This window comes from Williamsia sp. Leaf354, assembly GCF_001424365.1.
Taxonomy (GTDB): domain Bacteria; phylum Actinomycetota; class Actinomycetes; order Mycobacteriales; family Mycobacteriaceae; genus Williamsia_A.
In genome coordinates this window covers 115668-134709 of the sequence record NZ_LMPL01000002.1, presented here as the reverse complement: position 1 = coordinate 134709, position 19042 = coordinate 115668, and the positions used below count along the sequence as shown (strand labels likewise).

The window sequence follows — 19042 nt, the reverse complement described above, 5'->3', positions numbered from 1 at the left end:
CACTGGGAGACAGCATGATCCGCATCACTCGAACCATCGCCACCGCCGCTGCGTCAGCCGCGATCGCCGTCGCCGCCTTCGGGGGTGGCACTGCGCAGGCAGCACCTGCCGTCGACCCCGTCGCCGGACTGGTCGCCGCCGGGGTACCCGCGCCGATCGCGGCCGCAGCCGCCGGCGCGACCCCCGTCGCCGCCGGTGTGGAGCAGTTCACCCTCGCCAATCCGGGCAACGGCAACCCGGGTCAACAGGTCGACGCGCGCATCGACCACAACCGCAAGACGATCACCGTCATCCAGCGGTTCATCATCGAGCGCTCGCAGCTCACCGCCGCGTGGGTGAACCTGCGGACCGGCGCATCGGGTGTCACCGGACTGCCCCAGTCGGTGCCCTCCCCCAACCCGCTGAGCTACCCCGACCGTGTCGCCGTGCTGCCCACGGGCAGCGGACCCGTCGTCTTCGTCGTCTACGGTCCGACCCCGTCGCAGACCGGACTCATCCCACGCCTCGACTACATCTTCCCGGTGGGTCGGCTCGCCCAGGTCTGACCGGGGCGGCGAGGACCCGTGCGGCTCGGCGCGGTGTGTGCGATGGTCGGGAATCGCCCGCACGATCTGGGAGGCACGATGAGCGACATCGCCGGAATCGACCCACACAGCGCACCGAGCGGTACGGGCTGCGTCGACTGCGAGTCACAGAACGGATGGTGGTTCCACCTGCGCCGGTGCGCCCAGTGCGGCCACATCGGATGCTGTGATGACTCGTTGGGTGCTCACGCCACCGAGCACGCGACCACCTCGGGCCACTCGATCGTGCGGAGCTTCGAGCCGGGCGAGGCCTGGTTTTACGACTACGGCACCGGCGCGATGTTCGAGGGCCCTGTTCTTGCGCCACCCGATCACCATCCGCGGGATCAGACCGCGCCCGGACCGCGCGCCCGCGTTCCGTCCAACTGGCAGGAGATCCTGACCGACCACCGGCGCTGACAGCGCGACCACCCGAGGGTCAGCCTCGACAATTCGTCGGAACGGGCTTGCCCGCGAAGCGATCTGCCATCCACTGATACGCCGGAAAGAAGCCGACAGCGGCCGCACTGAGATGCTCCGGCGCCGGGGTCGAGAGCTGGTAGACCTTCGTCCCGGCCCGGCAGTACCGCTTCATCGTCGCATCGAGCGACGTCACCGAGATGAGCGGATCGGTGGGGCTGTGGAACTCGAAGATCGGCGCCTTCGCGACCTCGGGCATGCTCGCGATGCTGTTGAGCGCCAGCACGCGTCGTGTCGCGGGCGCGTTGAGCATGTCGAAGTTCTTGGCGACCATCCGCGCGGATTTCCCGAAGCCGGTCACGAGGATCTCGTTGGTGCACGCGTTGGCCATCTGGGCGCGCGTCTGCAGACCCAGCCAGTTGAGGTGGCTGCTGATCGGCAGTTCTTTCGGATACTCGCGTTCGAGTCCCAACGACGCCGCCATCGCGAGCCCGAAGGCCGGGTGCGAGTTGTCGGTGCCGATGGCTTCGGCCATCTGCGTGAGGTTGGTGGGCACGCCACCCCACACGGAGCCGACGATGTTCACCTCCGGCGCGTAGGTGGCCTGCAGGGTCGAGGCGGCACCGGTCGCCATGCCGCCGCCGGAGTACCCCGACAGCGCGAACTTGGAGTTCTTCAGTCGCAGCGGCGAAAAGCGGGTCGCGGCGCGAATGCCGTCGAGAACAATCTGGCCGCTCATGCGCACAGCCGCGTACGCGGTCTTCTCACCGAGATGATCGGGGATCGCGATACCCCATCCGCGAGCGAGCGCGAAGTTGAATCCCCAGGGGTCGACAGGTGACGCGATCCAGTCGGTCGTCGTGTACACACTCTGCGAGGGCTGGCAGCGCATACCCATCGCGTTGATGATCATCTGGTACGACAGCACGGGGATGTCGGCCTTGTGGTTGAACGGCACGATCACCGTGGTCACACCCACCGCGGGCTTGCCGTGCGAGTCGTTGGTGCGGAAGGCGATCTGCCACGCCTCCGACGGGGTGGTCCGGAACGGATTGTCCCTCTTGACCGCGCGGATGACGTCGCCGTCGGCGAGCGAGGCGAGGTTCGCGGGGTGGCGGTACAGCGCGCCCGGATTCGAGACCGACGGCCCGATGTTCTTGGGGAGGGGCGGGGTGGACACTCCCGGAAGTGCCGGCAGCACCGGAACCGGTGGCGGGGCTGCGACGGCGGTGCCCCCCACCGTCCCGAATGCGAGTGCGCCGCTGAGCATGACGGTGAGAACGACGAGCAGGTGCCGTCGCCGTGGGGCATAGAGCAAGAGGGACTCCCGAATTGAGCGTGGAGGGACATCACCATGATGGGGCAGAACGGACACCACCGCGCGTCGACCGACCCCTTTTCAGCCGAACATACGGTGCAGCATGGTGAGCGTGTGACTCTTCACAACATCCGTTGAGGTTTTGGCGATCGCTCCCGCATGCGGCGGTGTCAGGGGGTCACGATCCGACTCATTCGCCGCGCGCCGCCGGGCGCGCCGGGTCGGCCGACCACTGCGACCACGAACCCGGATACAGCGCCGCATCGACACCGGCGACCGCGAGCGCGGCGATCTCGTGCGCAGCGGTGACGCCCGATCCGCAGTAGACGGTCACCTCGGCGCCGGGTGTGACACCTGCTCGCGCGAACCGGTCCCGCAGGGCCGACGGTTCCAGGAATCGACCCGACGCGTCGAGGTTCGCCGCGGTGGGCACGCTGACCGCACCGGGTATGTGGCCGGCGCGCGGGTCGATCGGTTCGGTCTCACCCCGGAAACGTTCGGGCGCCCGCGCGTCGAGGAGCACCCCGTCGCGACCGACGTCGTCGATGTGCACGATCGGCATGCTGCCTGGGGTGACGATGAAATCTCCTGGTGCAGCAGCCTTCTCCTCACCTGCCGACACCGCGCCACCCGCGTCACGCCAGGCGCCCAGACCTCCGTCGAGGATGAGGACCCGGGTGTGACCCGCCCAGCGCAGCAGCCACCACGCACGTGCCGCCGCCAGACCCCCGGTGTCGTCGTAGACGACCACCCACGAGTCCGCCCCGACACCCCAGGAACGCACCGACGTCTCGAACGCGTCGGGAGCGGGCAGCGGGTGGCGACCGTCCGCGGCCGTCGGCGGTGCGGCGAGTTCGGCATGGAGGTCGACGAAGATCGCGCCGGGTACGTGCGCGTCGCGGTAGTGCTCCGCGCCGTGGGGGTCCCCGAGCTGCCAGCGCACATCGAGGACAACGGGCGGGTCCTTGTCGAGAAGGCGTGTGGCGAGATCCCGGGCCGAGATGAGCACGTCGGTCATGAGGTCGTCCGATCTCGAGAGAAGCGGTGGCCCCATGGGGGCCGGGGCTTCGCGGCGTACAACGGAACGTAATGCATGCACATGGCGTCACGCCCGACCGTTCCTTCGACGTCATCGTGATCGGAGGGGGCAACGCGGGTATCGGCACCGCGGCCCGACTGTGTCGCCGGGGCATCACCGACGTCGCGGTGATCGAACCGCAGCGCGTCCACACCTACCGACCGCTGTTGTCGTACGTCGGCTCCGGCCAAGCCACATTGGCCTCTGCCGAACGCACCCAACGATCGGTCACCCCCGCCGACGCCACCTGGATCGACGACACCGTCGACGCCATCGACGCCGATGCCCACACCGTCCGGTGCGCCTCGGGTCGCCTGTTCACCTACCGCGATCTCGTGGTGGCGACCGGGTTGGTCCCCGACGACGCCGCGCTGCCCGGTGTCGCCGAGGCACTGTCGACCCCGGCGGTCGGCAGCAACTACGTCGACGCCGCCGAACAGACCCGCGACGCCGTCCGCGCGATGCGCCCGGGCGGCCATGCGGTGTTCACCGTCCCGCGTCCACCCGTCAGCTGCACGGGCACCACCATCAAACCGTTGTTCCTCGCCGCCGGTGTGTGGCGTCGCGCAGGGATACTCGACGACGTCGACATCACCCTCGTCGTCGACCGTGAGGGACTGGTCGGGGTACCTCGTCTCGACGTCCGCCTCGAACACCACCTCGCCGACCTCGGAGTGAACGTCCTGCGTCGCACCGCCGTCACCGCTCTCGATCCCGAGCACCGATCCCTCACCGCCACCGGATCCGGCTCCACCACCGGATCCGACGGGGCGACGACCACCTTGCGCTACGACATGCTCCATCTCGTGCCGCCGTTCCGCGGGGTACCGCTGGTCTCGGAGTCGGAGCTCGCCGGTGACCACGCCACCGGCGTCGTGGACATCGACCCCGCCACGTTCCGTCACCGGACCCATCCGACGGTGTGGGGTCTCGGCGACGGTGCCGCCGTCGACACCGACCCGTCCGGTGGCGCACTGCGTCAGCAGTCGAAGATCCTTGTCGGCAACATGATCGCGGCCCGCTCCGGAGTGCCGTTGTCGCACTACGACGGGTACACCGTCGCCCCCATCCCGACCGACCTGCATCGGCTCATCGCCGCCGAGTTCGACCGCACCGGCGAGATCACGTCATCGCTGCCGTCGTTCCTCGACCCGCTCGCCGCGCGACGGTCCGCCTGGGCCTTCGACCGCTATGGGCTACCGCTCGTCTACTGGTACGGGATACTCAAGGGGATCCTGTAGCGAACACGCCGGATCGTCGGGGTCGAACTGGCACCATCGGAGACCGTGAGCAGAACAGGATCGTTCCTCAGAGTCGGCGTCGCGTACACACTCGCCGTCGTCGTCGCACTGCTGTGGGTCGTGTTCGGGCCGCGTACCGATCACCTCTGGCTCGACGCACTCGTCGCCGACGTCCTCGCGACCCTGGTCATCTTCGCGTTCAGCCGGTTCCACGGGAACTCCAGCTTCTACGACGCGTTCTGGAGCGTGATCCCGCCGCTGTTGACGATCTTCTGGTGGGCGCGCGGAGACGTCGGGGCAGACAGCCTGGTCGCGTGGCTGGTGAGCGTCGTCGTGATGGTGTGGGCGGTGCGCCTCACCTGGAACTGGGCGCGCAGCTTTCCCGGCCTCCATCACGAGGACTGGCGGTACGGGAATCTGCGGGACGGCGCCGGGCGCTGGGAGTTCGTGGTGGATCTCGTCGCGATCCACCTGATCCCCACGGGCCAGGTGTTCCTGGGGATGCTGCCTGTCTACGTGGCGGTGACCAGGCCCGACGACGCCGTGGGCTGGCTCGCGTTCGTCGCGACCGCGGTCGGCCTGGGTGCCGTCGCACTCGAATACGTCGCCGACGAGCAGTTGCGGCGGTTCGTGGCAACGAAGCAGCCCGGACAGACGATGGACCGTGGCCTGTGGGCGTGGTCGAGGCACCCGAACTACTTCGGCGAGTTCAGTTTCTGGTTCGCTTTGGCCCTGTTCGGCGTCGCGGTGTCACCCGGTGACGCGTGGTGGTTGTTCGTCGGCGCGATCGCGATGCTGGCGATGTTCCTGGGCGCGAGCATCCCCATGATGGAGGCTCGCAGCCTCGAGAGCCGTGCCTCGTATTCCGATGTCGTCGAAAGGGTGTCGCGATTCGTCCCGCGTCCTCCGCGGAAGGTGGCCGCGTGAACACGCCGAGGGTGATCGTCGCCGGTCTGGGCGACAGCGGGCTCCTGACCGCGATCCACCTCGCCAAGCACGCCGACGTCGTCGGTGTCTCGTCGAAACCCGGACTGGTCAGCGGGCAGGAACTCGGTTCGCGCCTGGGCCGACCCGAGGAGTGGGCGCGCAACTACTGGATCGAGTTCGGCCAGTACCGCGGACTGGACACGGTGCGCACCGTGCACGCGTCGCTCACCGCCACCGACCTCGACGCCAAGACCGTCACCTGGGTCGAGGACGGGGAATCCGTCACCGAAGCCTTTGACGCACTGGTGATCTCGACCGGCGTCACCAACGGGTTCTGGCGGTCGCCCGCACTGCAGTCCACCGACGAGGTCGCCGCCGACATCGCGGAGCACCACGACCGCGTCGCCCGCGCGGCGCGGGTGATGGTCGTCGGCGGTGGCGCCGCGGCCGTGAGCACCGCGGCCAACATCGCTCTGCGGTGGCCCGAGAAACGCGTCGACCTCTATTTCCCCGGTGACCGTGCGCTCCCCCAGCACCATCCGCGAACGTGGAAGACCGTGCGTCGACGTCTGCTCGACGCGGGGGTCACCCTCCACCCCGGACACCGTGCGGTGGTCCCGCCCGACTTCGCCTGCGAACGGATCACCTCCGGTGCGGTGCGCTGGCAGACCGAGCAGGCCACCTCGACGGCCGACGCGATCATCTGGGCCATCGGTCGGGTGCGACCGAACACCGGATGGCTGCCGTCGGAGGTCCTCGACGTCGACGGTTTCGTCCGCGTCAACCGTTACCTGCAACTCCCCGAACATCCCGCGGTGTTCGCCGTCGGTGACGTCGCGGCGAGTGATCCGTTGCGCGGATCGGCCCGCAACCGGGCCGACAAACTCGTCGCGCGCAACGTGATGAGCGTGTTGAACGGGCGTCGCCCGCACAGCTACCACCCGCGGCGGCGGCGGTGGGGTTCGGTGCTCGGCGTCCAGCCCGACGGCCTGCAGGTCTTCGCGCCGAACGGGCGGGCGACCCGCATCCCGCGCTGGTCCACCGATCGGGTGCTGCAACCGCTCGTGGTGCGGCGCGGCATCTACGGCGGCGTCCGCGACACCCCGCGGTCGTCGGGGCAGCCGTCGTGACCCCGCCCGCGGGCGTGACGGTCCACGACGTCGCGACCGGAGACGTGGTCCTGCCGGTCGAGTACAGCGGACCCACCGACGGCACCCCGATCGTGCTGCTCCACGGCTGGCCGCAGAACGCACGCAGTTGGGACGCGGTGGTGCCGTTCCTGCACGACGCCGGATACCGCACCGTCGTCCCGTCCCTACGAGGGGCGGCAGTCGGTGCGACACCGCGCTCGCGACTGTCCTACCGACCGCACATCCTGACCGCCGACATGGAGGCGATCATCGCCGACGTCGGCGCGCCGGTGCACCTCGTCGGTCACGACTGGGGCGCAGCACTGGCCTGGACCGTCGCCTGTCGGCGACCTGATCTGTTGACCACGCTCACGGCGGTGTCGGTGCCGCACCCCGCCACCTTCGCCCGGGCGCTGTCACACAGCCGACAGATCCTGAGCTCGTGGTACATGCTCGTCTTCCAGCTCCCGGTACTTCCCGAACTGCTTCTCGCCCGGCGGAACATGATGGCGCGGTTCCTGATCCGGTCCGGTCAGACACCCGAACTCGCCGACCGCGACGCCCGCGCCGCGGCCGCGCCGGGAGTGCGTCACGGAGGCATCAACTGGTACCGCGGTTTCATCCTGTCCCGCGAGGCCGCCCCGGCCACCACCACCGTTCCGGTCCTCCAGGTGTGGAGCGACGGCGACATCGCGATTCGCCGGGCCACGGTGGAGGCGACGTCGCGTAACGCCGTCGGCGGGTTCGACTTCCTCGCCTTCACCGGGGTCAGTCACTGGATCCCCGACGAGAGGCCCAAGGAACTCGCACAGGCGATCATCCGACACGCCGCGGGACCGCACACCCCGTCGACCTGACGGTCGCCCGAGGTGGCTCAGCGCGCGAGGGACCGACTGATCACCAGACGTTGGATCTGGTTGGTTCCCTCGAAGATCTGGGTGATCTTCGCGTCACGCATGTAGCGCTCCACCCGGTAGTCCCGTGTGTAGCCGTACCCGCCGAACACCTGCACCGCGTCGGTGGTCACCTTCATCGCGGCGTCGGTGGCGACGAGCTTGGCGACCGACGCATTGCGTGAGTACGGCAGACCCGCGTCGCGGCGACGAGCGGCATCGAGATAGGTCGCCCGCGCGGAGTCGACGGCGGCGGCCATGTCGGCGAGCAGGAAACCGAGGCCCTGGTGGTCGATGATCTTGCGACCGAAGGCGCTGCGCTCCTGTGCGTAGTCGACGGCGTCGTCGAGTGCGGCCTGCGCGATGCCGACCGCGATCGCGGCGATACCGAGGCGACCGGAATCGAGCGCACTGAACGCGATCGGCAGTCCCTGCCCCTCGTCACCGATCCGTCGCGCCCCTTCGACGGTGGCGTTGTCGTAGAAGGCCGCGGTGGTCGGGATCGCATGCAGCCCGAGCTTCTCCTCGGGTTTGCCGAAAGACAAGCCCGGCGTGTCCTTCGCCACGAGGAAGCAGGTCACGCCTTTGGATCCCTCCCCGGTGCGCGCGAACAGGTTGTAGAAGTCGGCGACACCGCCGTGGGTGATCCACGCCTTGGCCCCGTTGATCACGTAGTCATCGCCGCGTGCGGTCGCCTTGCACGCCAGGGCCGCCGCATCCGAACCCGCCTGCGCCTCCGACAGGCTGTAGGCGCCGATGGTGCGTCCGCTGAGCATCTCCGACAACCACCGCTGCTTCTGCTCATCGGTGCCGTAGACGCTGAGCGGGAACGAGGCCAGGCCGTGCACGCTGGTGGCGACCGCGACCGCCGCCCAGGAGATGGCGAGTTCCTCGAGCACCTGCAGGTAGACCTCGTACGGCTGACCACCCCCACCCCACTCCTCGGGATACGGGAGGCTCAGCAGGCCCGCCTCGCCGAGCGTGGCGAACACGCCGTCGGGGTACTTCTCCTGGCGCTCGTGCTCGTCGACGATGGGATCGAGCACTCGGCCGGCGATGTCACGCGTCAGCCCGATCAGCTCACGCGCCTCATCCGACGGCAACAGACGATCGACGGTCACAGCGCCTCCTCGGCACATAAGTGCGCCTACGTTTCGGTTGACCCGATCACATCACGGACGTCCACGCGTTGACAACGCGCCGTGGAGCGGGCCCGCCGAACGTGTCGCGTGAACAGGGGCGACGAGGCCGGTGCCCCGGGTGCGGCCCGCTCGTCGACGGTCGACCGCCCGCGGACGCCACCCTCGCATTCGACCTCAACATCTGCCACCCTCGGTGGCACTGAATACGTCGTCCATCGGGGGAGGGAGATCGACGTGATCACATCGAACGATGTTCCATGGGTGCCGGTGGGGCCGCGGGGGCGGCCGGGATCGGTCGCCATCAGCTCGTCGGGGACCACCACGAGCTACGGCCGGTTGGTCGAGCGCGTCACCGCGTTGAGCGCCGCATTCGCCCAGGTCGGAGTCCGAGCCGGCGACCGCATCGCCTTCCTCGGTCCCACGACACAACATGCCGTCGAGACGTTCTACGCGTCGCTGGCGCTCGGCGCCAGCCACGTTCCCCTCGACCCCGCCGTGCCGCCCGCCATGACCACCACGGTTGCCGAGGACACCTCGATGATCGCGGTCGTCGTCGACCCTGTGCACCACGACCACATCGGCCTCCTGAGCCGCCGACAGATCGTGTTGACCTCGGGTCGCATCCCGGACGCACTGTGTGAGCCGCTCGACTACGAGGCGTTCATGGCGACGGGCACCGGTGAGGCCTGGCGGCGGAACCCGCTTCCCGGCGATCCAGGTGTGTTGATGCCCGCGCACCCGACCGGGGCGGCGCCGGTCGGTTTCGACCACGCCACGGTGGCGGGCAACGTCGCCACGATGGCCTCGCTGCTGGACATCGACGACGAGGACACCGTCGCCGTCGCAACGCATGCCCATACCCACCCGTGGTCGGGATGGCTCGGAGCCGCCGCGCTCTCGCGCGGAGCCCACCTGCTGATCACCGACTCGCTGACCGTGGCCGGCGTGCTCGACGATCTCGTCGACAGCGGGGCCGCGGTCACGGCCCTGCGCGCGAGCACCCTGCGCGCAATGACCACCTGCGCTCGATGGTCATCGCCGGGGTGGTCCGGCCCGCGCCGGATCCTCTGCGTCGATCACCCCGACGAGCGACTCGTTCTGGCCTGGCGCGAGCGGGGCACCGAACTGGTCGACGTCACTTGCGGACTACCCACCGACGTGGAGGCCGGTGACGGTCCACCACTCATCGGCGTGGCCTGCTGAGCGGATATGGTCGCCGAAGGATCGATCCGGCTCAGGAGTTGGGCGCGGAGACCTCGAGTGCGATGTTGTCGGGGTCGCGGAACTCGAGGATCGCGATACCGGCGTCGCCGAGATCCTTGATCGGCTCGTGGTCGATGCCCAGAGAGTCCAGATGGGCACTCGCGTCGTTCAGGTCCGCGAGCGATGCGACCGTGAAGCTCACGTGGTCGAGACCGGATCGGTCCTCGGTGAACGAGTCGTCGCCGGGTGCGACGGGACGCAGGCCGAGCAGTCCGCCGCCGAACTGGTAGATCACGCCGCCGTACAGGAACGCCAGTTGCTCCCGGGTCTGCTCGTCGGCGCCGTCGGGTACCTCGAAGGCGACGTCGAAACCGAACACGTCGTCGTAGAACTTCCGCGAGACGGCGATGTCGCGGACGGTCAGCCGTACGTGGTGGTAGTCGGTTGCGGCGATCGGCATTCTGATTCCCCTTCTCCTGCGGCGGTATCGCCGCATTGCCATGTGTGCACGTGCCTCACACGACAGTACGCGTGCACACTGAGGCGATGAGGTCTGTCGCACTAGCCGCCACCGCAGCCGTATCAATCGTCCTGATCGCCGCGTGCGGGTCGGACACCTCCACCGATCGGGCCGCTCCGTCGAGCACGCCGGTGGCCGCCGAACCTGCCGTGGCGCCTGCGCCGACGACCCCGCCGATCGGCACGACCATCGAGGTGGGCAACGAGCCCGAGGGCGTCGTCATCGGCTCCGCGGGGATCGCGGCGGTGGGCGTGCGGAGGCCCGATGGGCTCACCCTCGTCGACGTCCGCGCGGGTCGCGTCATCCGCACCGTCGAGACCCGGGGCGCACCAAGGCATCTCGAACTTGCCGGGCCGAACGGTCCGGTCATCGTGCCGCTGGAGACGAGCAACACGGTGACCGAGATGTCCTTCGACGGCACGTTCGGTCCGATCGCCACCGGCGTGGGCGACCTGCCCCACGATGCGGTCCGCACCTCCGACGGAACACTGGTCGGCACGAACGAGCACGGCGGCGGCGCACTGTTCCTGCGGGACGGGAAGGTGGTGAAGTCGCTCCCCGCCGGTCCCCCGCAGCCCGGTGGTGTCGCGGCGGTCGGGCGCTACGCCGCCATGGCCGACGTCCAGGGCAACGGTGTCTTCGTCTACGACGGCACCACGATGACCGAGGTCGCCCAGAAGAAGATCGGCACCCGTCTGACGCACGCGCACGCTCTCGGCGGTGGACTCGTGGCATTCGCCGACACCGACGGCGGGGCCGTTCTCGTCGAACGGATCACCCCGCAAGTGGTCGACGTGGCCCGTATCGACGCGCCGGGCAAGCCCTACGGGCTCAGCTACGACGACCGCACCAAGACACTGCTCGTGACGCTCGGATCCACGAACACCCTGCGCCTCGTCGACATGTCGGATCCGGCGAAACCCCGTATTCGCGGGGACGTCCCGACGGTGCAACAACCCAACTCGGTGGCGATGGACCCGGTGACCGGGATCGTGGCGGTCACCGGCAGCGCACCGGGTGCCGCCAGCTCACTGCAACTCATCCCGGCAGACCTGCTCCCCCGCTGACGTCGCTCTCCGGCGAACCACGACACCCCCGCCACCGTGTACCGGTGACGGGGGTGTCGTCGTCAGACTGCGATGCAGGCAGATCAGCCGATGCTGAACGGCCGTCCGTAGGTGGAGATCTGCTTGTCGACGTTCGACGTGCGGATGCGGATCGTCGCGTAGGAACGCGCCTGCGCGTAGCCGGCGCAACCGGTGAGCTGCAGCTGCTCGTTGGTGTAGCTGTTCGAGGCCTTGGTGGTCTCGTAGTCGACGTTCTGCGTCTGCTGCTGGCTGCCGAAATCGTCGGCCTTCTCGACGTTGTTCACGTAGTAGACCGCTGCCTGACCGGGGCCGAGGTTGAGGGTCTGGGTCGAGCCGACAGCACCTGTGGTCGACCTGGTGATCTGGTTCTGCGCGCCGGAGTCGGTGGTGGAGTTGCTGGTGCCGGTGATGGACACCTGGCAACCGACGATGTAGCCGGCCGTGATGCGGATCTTCGCCTTCTTGCTGGTGGTGACGGTGTATTTGGCCGACACCTGCGCGGCGCGGTGCAGTGGCGTGCCGCCGAGCGACGGCGCGATGACCGCCTTCTCGTTGGTGCGTACGACCGACACCTTCGTGCCGTCGGGCAGCGTCTGCACGTCGGTCTGCGACGGCAGCTTCACGAAGACGTCCGCGTTGGCGGTGCCCTGGGAGAGCAGCGCGGCCGCGACCGCGATGACGGCGCCGGTGCCGGCGACGCCGACCGCCCGCCGCGAGGACTTGCTGGAGGTGTTCATCGAATCCCTTTGTGTCTGAGTGCGTGTCATGGAGGTCAGGTCAGCCGATGTTGAAGGGCTTGCCGTACAGGGTCACCTTCTGGTGGTCGTCACCGGTGGTCTCGACCACCGCGTACGAGCGGGCCTGGGCGTAGCCGCCGCAGCCCTGGACCTGCAGCTGCGCGCGATCGTAGGACAGGTAGTAGGTACCGGCCTTCTCGATGTTCTTGTAGTTGAGGAGCACGAAGCTCACCTGACCGGGAGTCAGCGGAAGCGCGAACGATCCGTTCAGACCCACCGAGGGCACGCCGCCGGTGCCCGTGTTGTTGACCGACAGACCGCCACCGAGGCTGAGGCTGCCGATGCTGACCTGGCAGCCCACGATGTAGCCGGCCGACAGGGTCGCCGACGCGCCGTTGGTCTCGACACCGTTGGTGCCGGGAATCGCAGTCTCGCCCGCGGGTCCGCGGTTGGGGCCGGCCTTCTTGGCCTTGAGCTTGGGGGCGTACAGGGTGATGTCGGCGGAGACCCAGGCGTTGCGGCCGGCACCGTTGGCCGCCAACGACGGCGACACCTGGACCGACTCACCGCTACGGGTGATCAGCAGATTGTCGCCCCGCGCAGCACCGTTGGGGAGCTTCTGGAAGGTGTCGGCGTTGGCGGCGCCCTGCGACACCAGGCCGACAGCGGTGGCACCGACCACGGCCATGGTCCCCAGCGATGCAGCTCGCCGCAACGCGGTGGAGTTCTTGCTCATCTGTTCCTCTTTCGGGCGATCAGGACCCCGAGCGCGCTCGGGACATCTGCGTCTGACATGACTGGATTGACGACACCTACGCGGCGACGTCGATCGGGGTGAAGCCTGATCGAGTCAGGCGAACATCCGGTGAACACACTCCCGGGTTTCGATGACATGACGGCGCCGTGGACGTGAATGCCCACCAGAACAGGTCACAGAAACGGTCAAACCGTAATCTCAAGTGTCGCTAATGATTTCGGACACAGAACGGTATGTCGCCGTTCATCCGCTGTTGGCTGGACAACGTCACAGAACGCGCCCCACGTAGATGGAGTTCACGCCAGAACGAGCGTCTAGATGTCGAGACGTCCGCCGCGCGACGCCGCCAGATCGTAGGCGGTCTCGGCGTGTTCGGCGTCGTCGATGCCGTCGAGTTCGTCCTGCGGTTCGGCCCGTACGCCGATGGTCGCCTTCAGGGCCAGCGCGATGAGGGCGGTGACGACCATGGCGTAGGCACCGACCGCGAGGACCGCGACGACCTGACGCCACAGCTGATCGAGGCCGCCACCGTAGAAGAGTCCGTCGACGCCGGCCGGCGCTGCGCTGCTGGCGACCAGTCCGATCATCACGGTGCCCACGACGCCTGCCACGAGGTGGACTCCGACGACATCGAGCGAATCGTCGTATCCGAGAAGGTATTTCAGCTCGATGGCCAGGGAGCTGACCGCTCCGGCGACGATCCCGATCGCGATGGCACCGATGGGCGTCACCGACGCACACGACGGGGTGATGGCCACCAGTCCGGCGACGACACCCGACGCGGCACCGAACGATGTCGGCTTTCCGTGCCGGATGCGTTCGACCACCAACCAACTCAGCAGCGACACCGCGCCGGCGCCGAGGGTGTTCACCAGGGCCATGGCGGCGGTCCCGTCGGCGGCGAGGGCCGAACCGGCGTTGAAACCGAACCAGCCCAACCACAACAGTCCGGCACCGAGCATGACCGCGGGCAGGTTGTGCGGCCGCATGGGGTCGCGGGGCCATCCCCGACGCTTGCCGACGATGAGCGCCAGCACCAGTGCCGATGCGCCCGAGTTCACCTCGACCGCGGTGCCGCCCGCGAAGTCGATGGCGCCCAGGCGATTCGCGATCCAGCCGCCCGATTCCGCGGCCAGGCCGTCGATCGCGAACACCCAGTGCGCCACCGGGAAGTAGACCAACGTGGCCCAGAGCGCGGCGAAGGCCAGCCAGGCGACGAACTTCATGCGGTCGGCCACCGCGCCGGCGATCAGCGCGACGGTCACCATCGCGAAGCCGGCCTGGAACATCACGAACACCAGCGCGGGGATGGTCCCCACCAGCGGGATCGACGCCCCCGCCGGGTCGCCGGCGGAGTAGTTGCCGCCGAAGAGTCCGTCCAGCCCGGCGAACTGGGTGGGGTCACCGATCACGCCGCCGATGTCGTCGCCGAACGCCATCGAGTATCCGAAGAGCAGCCACAGCACCCAGACGACCCCGACGGCCGACATGCACATCATCATCATGTTGAGCACGCTCTTGGCGCGCACCATGCCGCCGTAGAAGAACGCCAGTGCGGGGGTCATCACCAGCACGAGGGCCGCGCTGACCATGACCCACGCGGTGTTGGCCGCGTCCGGGGTACCGACGATCGGGTACGACACGTGGAGCTCCTTTGGCTTCTTCGACCCGCGACCACTCGATTCGGGGCGAGAGCAAAGTTAGCAGCGCGCCGTCACCCGCCGTTCACACCGTCTGCGCCAACCGATCGGCGAGCAGTTTCGCGAACTTCGCCGGGTCGGTCAGTTCGCTGCCCTCGGCGATCACGGCCATCCCGTACAGCAGGTGTGCGGTGTCGACGAGGGACTGGTCGTCGCCCTTCCCCGCCCGGGCCTGTTGCAGCGCCACGACGAGAGGGTGGTCGGGGTTGAGCTCGAGGATCCGCTTGCTGGGCGGCAGGACCTGACCGGACGCGCGATAGAGCTTCTCCATCTGCGGCGAGAAGCTGAACGTGTCACCGACCAGACATGCCGGCGAATCGGTGAGGCGGGTCGACAGCCGCGTCTCCTTGACGTTCTCGTCCAGCGTCGTGGTCAGCCAGGCCGTGAGATCGGCGAACGCCTTGCCGCGTTCGGCTTTCTCCGCCTCGGCTTCCTTCTTCTCGTCCTCGGACTTCCCCGCGTCGTCGTCGAGATCGACCTCGCCCTTGGCGATCGACCGCAGCGGCTTGCCGTCGAAATCGGGGATGGATCCGACCCACATCTCGTCGACCGGATCGCCGAGGAGGAGCACCTCGATGCCCTTGGCGCGGAATGCCTCCATGTGCGGCGAGTTCTCCATGGCCTGGCGGGTCTCGCCGGTGATGTAGTAGATCTCGGACTGGCCGGGCTTCATCCGCGACACGTAGTCCTCGAGCCCGGTGAGCTTCTCGGGATCGTTGGTGGAGGCGAACGACGAGATCTTCAGCAACGCATCGCGATTGTCCTGATCGGAGAGCAGGCCCTCCTTGAGCGCGCGACCGAACTCCGCCCACAGGGTGTCGTAGTCGTCGGGCCGCGAGGACTTGATGTCGGAGATGGTCGCCAGCACCTTCTTGGTGAGTCGGCGACGGATCGCCCGGATCTGCCGGTCCTGCTGCAGGATCTCGCGGGAGACGTTGAGCGACAGGTCGGCCGCGTCGACGACACCCTTGACGAAGCGGAGGTACTCCGGCATGAGCTCTTCGCAGTCGTCCATGATGAACACCCGCTTCACGTACAGGTGGATGCCCCCTGCACGTTCGCGCATGAACAGATCGAACGGCGCCTGCGACGGGATGAACAGCAACGCCTGGTACTCGAACGTGCCCTCGGCCTTGAGCGAGATGGTCTCGAGCGGCTCGTCCCAGCCGTGGCTGACGTGGCGGTAGAACTCGGTGTACTCCTCGTCGGTCACCTCGTCCTTCGACCGCGCCCACAGCGCCTTCATCGAGTTGAGGGTCTCGGTGGTGACGACAGTGCGCTCGGTCGGCTCGGCGGTGTCGTCGGAGCCTTCGGCGCCTTCGTTCTCGACCTTCTCGGTCCGTTCGACGTCCATCCGGATCGGCCACGCGATGAAGTCGGAGTACCGCTTCACGAGTTCCCGGATCTTCGATTCCGACGTGTAGTCGTAGAGGTGGTCGTCAGTGTCGGTGGGCTTGAGTTCGAGGATGACCGACGTGCCCTGCGGGGCGTCGGCAACGGTCTCGATGGTGTAGGTGCCCTCACCCGTCGAGCGCCACCGCGTGCCCTCGGACTCGCCGGCCTTGCGGGTCAGCAGCGTGACGGTGTCGGCGACCATGAACGTCGAGTAGAAGCCGATGCCGAACTGGCCGATGAGGTCGGCCGAGGCCGCGGAATCCTGAGCATCGGCGAGCTTCTTGCGCAGCTCGGCCGTTCCCGACCGCGCGAGGGTGCCGATGAGTCCGACGACGTCGTCGCGCGACATGCCGATGCCGTTGTCGCGGATGGTGAGAGTGCGCGTCTCGGTGTCGCGCTCGATGGTGATGTGCAGATCCGAGGTGTCGACCTCGAGGTCCTTGTCCTGGAACGCCTGAAGACGCAGCTTGTCGAGGGCGTCGGAGGCGTTCGACACCAACTCGCGCAGGAAGCTGTCCTTGTTGGAGTAGACGGAGTGGACCATCAGGTCGAGCAGCTGGCGCGTCTCGGCCTGGAATTCACGTTCTTCGACGGGTGTGCTCATGGCGGTGATTCTAGCGAGGCGCGATTTCGGCGATTGGTTCGAATCGACCTGGAACGACCCGGATGCCCTGCGCGCGTGGTGTAAGCCGGTCTCATGGCCGACACCAACGAACCGTCACACCGCCACCCCGCCGCAGGAACACCCGTCGACACCCACCTGGCCCCCGCCTACACCGGACGCCTGTCGATGCAACGCGTACCGGCACTCCGGATGCCCGAGGAGTCGATGGATCCCGACGCCGCCTACCGGTTCATCCACGACGAGATGATGTTCGACGGGGCGTCGCGGATGAACCTCGCCACGTTCGTCACGACGTGGATGGATCCGCAGGCCGAACGACTGATGGCCGAGACCTTCGACAAGAACATGATCGACAAGGACGAGTACCCGGCGACCTCGGCGATCGAGTCACGATGCGTGTCGATGGTCGCCGACCTGTTCCACGCTCCCGATCTCGACCCGGCGGATCCGTCGAGTGCCGTCGGCGTGAGCACCATCGGTTCGAGTGAGGCGGTGATGCTCGCCGGACTGGCGCTGAAGTGGCGCTGGCGCGCCCGCGGCACAGGCAGCGGGACCCCCAACCTGGTCCTGGGATCGAACGTGCAGGTGGTGTGGGAGAAGTTCTGTCGCTACTTCGACGTCGAGGCGAAGTACCTCCCGGTCGAGCGCGGCCGGTACGTGATCACGCCCGAGCAGGTGACCGAGGCCGTCGACGAGAACACGATCGGCGTGGTTGCGATCCTCGGCACCACGTTCACCGGTGAGCTCGAGCCGGTGGCCGAGATCGTCGCCGCGCTCGACGCGTTGGCCGACGGGGGCGGCCCCGACGTCCCGGTGCACGTCGACGCGGCCAGCGGCGGATTCGTCGTGCCGTTCCTCGACCCCGACCTCGAGTGGGACTTCCGTCTCCCCCGGGTGAAGTCGATCAACGCCAGCGGCCACAAATACGGGCTCACCTACCCCGGCATCGGGTTCGCGGTGTGGCGGACGTCGGAGGATCTGCCCGACGACCTCGTCTTCCACGTGAACTACCTCGGCGGTGACATGCCCACGTTCACCCTCAACTTCTCCCGCCCGGGCAACCAGGTCATCGGCCAGTACTACAACTTCCTGCGCCTCGGTGTCGCCGGGTACCGGTCGATCATGGCGTGTCTGTCGGAGACGGCGCAGTGGCTCGCCCACGAGATCGACTCGATGGACGGGTTCTCGGTGGTCACCGACGGCAGCGCGATACCGGTGATCGCGTTCGAGATGACCGGCGACCACGACTTCACCGTGTTCGACGTGTCCCGGGCCCTCGCCGCGTTCGGCTGGCAGGTGCCCGCCTACACGATGCCCGACGACGCCACCGACGTCGCGGTGCTGCGCATCGTTGTCCGAGAGGGGTTCTCGGCCGACATGGCCCGCCACCTCGCCGACAACCTCCGCACCGCCGTCGCCGGTCTCACCCAGGTACGTGCCACCGGCGAGCTGCCCCGACGGAAGCATTTCGCGCACTGACTACGCTGGACCACACAACGTCGACAGTGGTTGGAGGCCCGTGCCGTATCCCAGCGTCATGTTCGTCCACGCACATCCCGACGACGAGTCACTGTGGACCGGCGGAGTCATCGCCCGATCCATCGCCGCGGGGGCACCGACCTCGGTCATCACCTGCACGTGGTCGCCCGGTACACATCGGCATGTCGAACTGGTGACCGCCCTGGGCGCCCTCGGTGCGGCCGAACCGGTGATGCTGGGCTGGGCCGACGACAAGTTCCCCGATTCCGCCCCCGGTCAACCGCGATTGTGTGACTGCTCGTTCGACGAAGCGGTCGCGCAGATCGTCGCCGAGATCCGTCGCCGCCGACCCCAGGTCGTCGTCACCTACGACGCGTTCGGCATCTACGGGCACCCTGACCACATCCACGCCCATCGCCTTGCCGTCGCGGCGGTCGAGGCCGCCGCCTGCGGTCCGGTCCACCCCGAACTCGGGGCGGCGTGGCAGGTGTCGTCCCTGTATTTCTCGACCGTCCCGACGGCCCTGATGAAGGCCATCGGGTTGCGCGTGAACGGCACCGCCCCGGCCACCGACGACGCGGCCGCACCCGGAACCCCCGACCACCTCATCGACACCCGTATCGACGTGACGCCGTGGCTCGACCGCAAGTGGGAGGCGATCAACGCCCACGCCTCGGAGGTCGAGCGCAGCACGGCACTGAAGGTGCTCGTCACCCTCGACGTGGAACAACGCACCGCGTTGTTGGGGACCGAGTGGTTCCTGCGTCGGGACCTCGCCGACGGCGGGATCGATCTCGCGGCCTCCTGATCACCTCCCCGTCGGTCA

18 protein-coding genes are annotated in these 19042 nt (G+C 68.1%); 10 read left to right on the top strand and 8 right to left on the bottom strand.

The genetic code is table 11. The annotated features are described in order from the left end of the window. The first annotated feature begins 14 nt into the window (after positions 1 to 14). Both ASG12_RS08665 and ASG12_RS08660 read left to right on the top strand, forming a co-directional pair. Positions 15 to 545 carry a hypothetical protein gene (locus ASG12_RS08665; protein ID WP_055788205.1) on the top strand — a complete coding sequence of 177 codons (531 nt, stop codon included), beginning with the start codon at positions 15 to 17 and terminating at the stop codon, positions 543 to 545. A gap of 78 nt (positions 546 to 623) precedes the next feature. Next, the gene (locus ASG12_RS08660; RefSeq protein WP_055789354.1) at positions 624 to 983 is read left to right on the top strand and encodes a UBP-type zinc finger domain-containing protein; all 360 of its coding nucleotides are present in this window, start codon (positions 624 to 626) and stop codon (positions 981 to 983) included. 19 nt (positions 984 to 1002) lie between these two features. Here the strand turns inward: ASG12_RS08660 and ASG12_RS08655 are convergent, their stop codons facing one another. Together ASG12_RS08655 and ASG12_RS08650 are read right to left on the bottom strand one after the other, a co-directional pair. Further along, entirely contained in the window at positions 1003 to 2163 is a 1161-nt protein-coding gene (locus tag ASG12_RS08655; protein WP_162243419.1) for a lipase family protein, read from the bottom strand. 328 nt (positions 2164 to 2491) lie between these two features. Then, on the bottom strand, positions 2492 to 3319 hold the full coding sequence (locus ASG12_RS08650) for a sulfurtransferase (protein WP_055788199.1): 828 nt from the start codon (positions 3317 to 3319) through the stop codon (positions 2492 to 2494). Positions 3320 to 3390: 71 nt separating this feature from the next. Between ASG12_RS08650 and ASG12_RS08645 the strand changes: the two genes are divergently transcribed. Genes ASG12_RS08645 through ASG12_RS08630 form a run of 4 tightly spaced genes read left to right on the top strand, consistent with a single transcriptional unit; the run spans position 3391 to position 7534 of the window. Then, positions 3391 to 4620: an NAD(P)/FAD-dependent oxidoreductase gene (locus ASG12_RS08645; protein ID WP_055788195.1), complete on the top strand. Its 1230-nt coding sequence runs from the start codon at positions 3391 to 3393 to the stop codon at positions 4618 to 4620. Between the two features lie 45 nt (positions 4621 to 4665). Next, positions 4666 to 5547 (top strand): DUF1295 domain-containing protein, encoded by an 882-nt coding sequence (locus tag ASG12_RS08640; protein ID WP_055788193.1) that lies wholly within the window; start codon positions 4666 to 4668, stop codon positions 5545 to 5547. After that, positions 5544 to 6677, top strand: a complete 1134-nt coding sequence (locus ASG12_RS08635; protein WP_055788189.1) for an FAD-dependent oxidoreductase — start codon at positions 5544 to 5546, stop codon at positions 6675 to 6677. Before ASG12_RS08640 ends, ASG12_RS08635 begins: the two co-directional genes overlap by 4 nt. Further along, positions 6674 to 7534: an alpha/beta fold hydrolase gene (locus ASG12_RS08630; RefSeq protein WP_235456419.1), complete on the top strand. Its 861-nt coding sequence runs from the start codon at positions 6674 to 6676 to the stop codon at positions 7532 to 7534. The genes ASG12_RS08635 and ASG12_RS08630 overlap by 4 nt, the downstream gene beginning before the upstream one ends. Before the next feature lie 17 nt (positions 7535 to 7551). Here ASG12_RS08630 and ASG12_RS08625 read toward each other — a convergent pair whose 3' ends face one another. Continuing rightward, positions 7552 to 8691: an acyl-CoA dehydrogenase family protein gene (locus ASG12_RS08625; RefSeq protein ID WP_055788186.1), complete on the bottom strand. Its 1140-nt coding sequence runs from the start codon at positions 8689 to 8691 to the stop codon at positions 7552 to 7554. Positions 8692 to 8946: 255 nt separating this feature from the next. Between ASG12_RS08625 and ASG12_RS08620 the strand changes: the two genes are divergently transcribed. Further along, a complete protein-coding gene (locus ASG12_RS08620) occupies positions 8947 to 9915 on the top strand; it encodes an AMP-binding protein (RefSeq protein ID WP_162243418.1) in 969 nt (322 codons plus the stop codon). Between the two features lie 31 nt (positions 9916 to 9946). Here the strand turns inward: ASG12_RS08620 and ASG12_RS08615 are convergent, their stop codons facing one another. After that, positions 9947 to 10375: a VOC family protein gene (locus ASG12_RS08615; RefSeq protein ID WP_055788181.1), complete on the bottom strand. Its 429-nt coding sequence runs from the start codon at positions 10373 to 10375 to the stop codon at positions 9947 to 9949. 86 nt (positions 10376 to 10461) lie between these two features. Here ASG12_RS08615 and ASG12_RS08610 point away from each other — a divergent pair, with 86 nt between their 5' ends. Further along, positions 10462 to 11502 (top strand): YncE family protein, encoded by a 1041-nt coding sequence (locus tag ASG12_RS08610; protein ID WP_055788178.1) that lies wholly within the window; start codon positions 10462 to 10464, stop codon positions 11500 to 11502. A gap of 83 nt (positions 11503 to 11585) precedes the next feature. Here the strand turns inward: ASG12_RS08610 and ASG12_RS08605 are convergent, their stop codons facing one another. The 4 genes from ASG12_RS08605 to htpG all read right to left on the bottom strand — a co-directional run bounded on the left by ASG12_RS08605 (position 11586) and on the right by htpG (position 16716). Next, a complete protein-coding gene (locus ASG12_RS08605) occupies positions 11586 to 12260 on the bottom strand; it encodes an MspA family porin (RefSeq protein ID WP_055788176.1) in 675 nt (224 codons plus the stop codon). Positions 12261 to 12300: 40 nt separating this feature from the next. Continuing rightward, positions 12301 to 12996 (bottom strand): MspA family porin, encoded by a 696-nt coding sequence (locus tag ASG12_RS08600; RefSeq protein WP_055788174.1) that lies wholly within the window; start codon positions 12994 to 12996, stop codon positions 12301 to 12303. A gap of 335 nt (positions 12997 to 13331) precedes the next feature. After that, complete coding sequence (locus tag ASG12_RS08595; protein WP_268810437.1) at positions 13332 to 14660, bottom strand: ammonium transporter; 1329 nt, start codon at positions 14658 to 14660, stop codon at positions 13332 to 13334. 82 nt (positions 14661 to 14742) lie between these two features. Then, positions 14743 to 16716 carry a molecular chaperone HtpG gene (htpG, locus tag ASG12_RS08590; RefSeq protein WP_055788171.1) on the bottom strand — a complete coding sequence of 658 codons (1974 nt, stop codon included), beginning with the start codon at positions 16714 to 16716 and terminating at the stop codon, positions 14743 to 14745. Positions 16717 to 16809: 93 nt separating this feature from the next. Here htpG and ASG12_RS08585 point away from each other — a divergent pair, with 93 nt between their 5' ends. Both ASG12_RS08585 and ASG12_RS08580 read left to right on the top strand, forming a co-directional pair. Further along, positions 16810 to 18216, top strand: coding sequence for a glutamate decarboxylase (locus tag ASG12_RS08585; protein ID WP_055788168.1), 1407 nt, complete (start codon positions 16810 to 16812; stop codon positions 18214 to 18216). A gap of 40 nt (positions 18217 to 18256) precedes the next feature. Next, positions 18257 to 19024, top strand: a complete 768-nt coding sequence (locus ASG12_RS08580) for a PIG-L family deacetylase (RefSeq protein WP_156378030.1) — start codon at positions 18257 to 18259, stop codon at positions 19022 to 19024. Positions 19025 to 19042 lie beyond the last annotated feature (18 nt).

Bases quoted from the DNA above. Each gene is read 5' to 3' on its own strand.
- ASG12_RS08605 (WP_055788176.1), bottom strand. From the start codon at position 12,260: ATGAACACCTCCAGCAAGTCCTCGCGGCGGGCGGTCGGCGTCGCCGGC.
- ASG12_RS08610 (WP_055788178.1), top strand. From the start codon at position 10,462: ATGAGGTCTGTCGCACTAGCCGCCACCGCAGCCGTATCAATCGTCCTG.
- ASG12_RS08665 (WP_055788205.1), top strand. From the start codon at position 15: ATGATCCGCATCACTCGAACCATCGCCACCGCCGCTGCGTCAGCCGCG.
- ASG12_RS08660 (WP_055789354.1), top strand. From the start codon at position 624: ATGAGCGACATCGCCGGAATCGACCCACACAGCGCACCGAGCGGTACG.
- ASG12_RS08645 (WP_055788195.1), top strand. From the start codon at position 3,391: ATGCATGCACATGGCGTCACGCCCGACCGTTCCTTCGACGTCATCGTG.
- ASG12_RS08615 (WP_055788181.1), bottom strand. From the start codon at position 10,375: ATGCCGATCGCCGCAACCGACTACCACCACGTACGGCTGACCGTCCGC.
- ASG12_RS08600 (WP_055788174.1), bottom strand. From the start codon at position 12,996: ATGAGCAAGAACTCCACCGCGTTGCGGCGAGCTGCATCGCTGGGGACC.
- ASG12_RS08650 (WP_055788199.1), bottom strand. From the start codon at position 3,319: ATGACCGACGTGCTCATCTCGGCCCGGGATCTCGCCACACGCCTTCTC.
- htpG (WP_055788171.1), bottom strand. From the start codon at position 16,716: ATGAGCACACCCGTCGAAGAACGTGAATTCCAGGCCGAGACGCGCCAG.
- ASG12_RS08585 (WP_055788168.1), top strand. From the start codon at position 16,810: ATGGCCGACACCAACGAACCGTCACACCGCCACCCCGCCGCAGGAACA.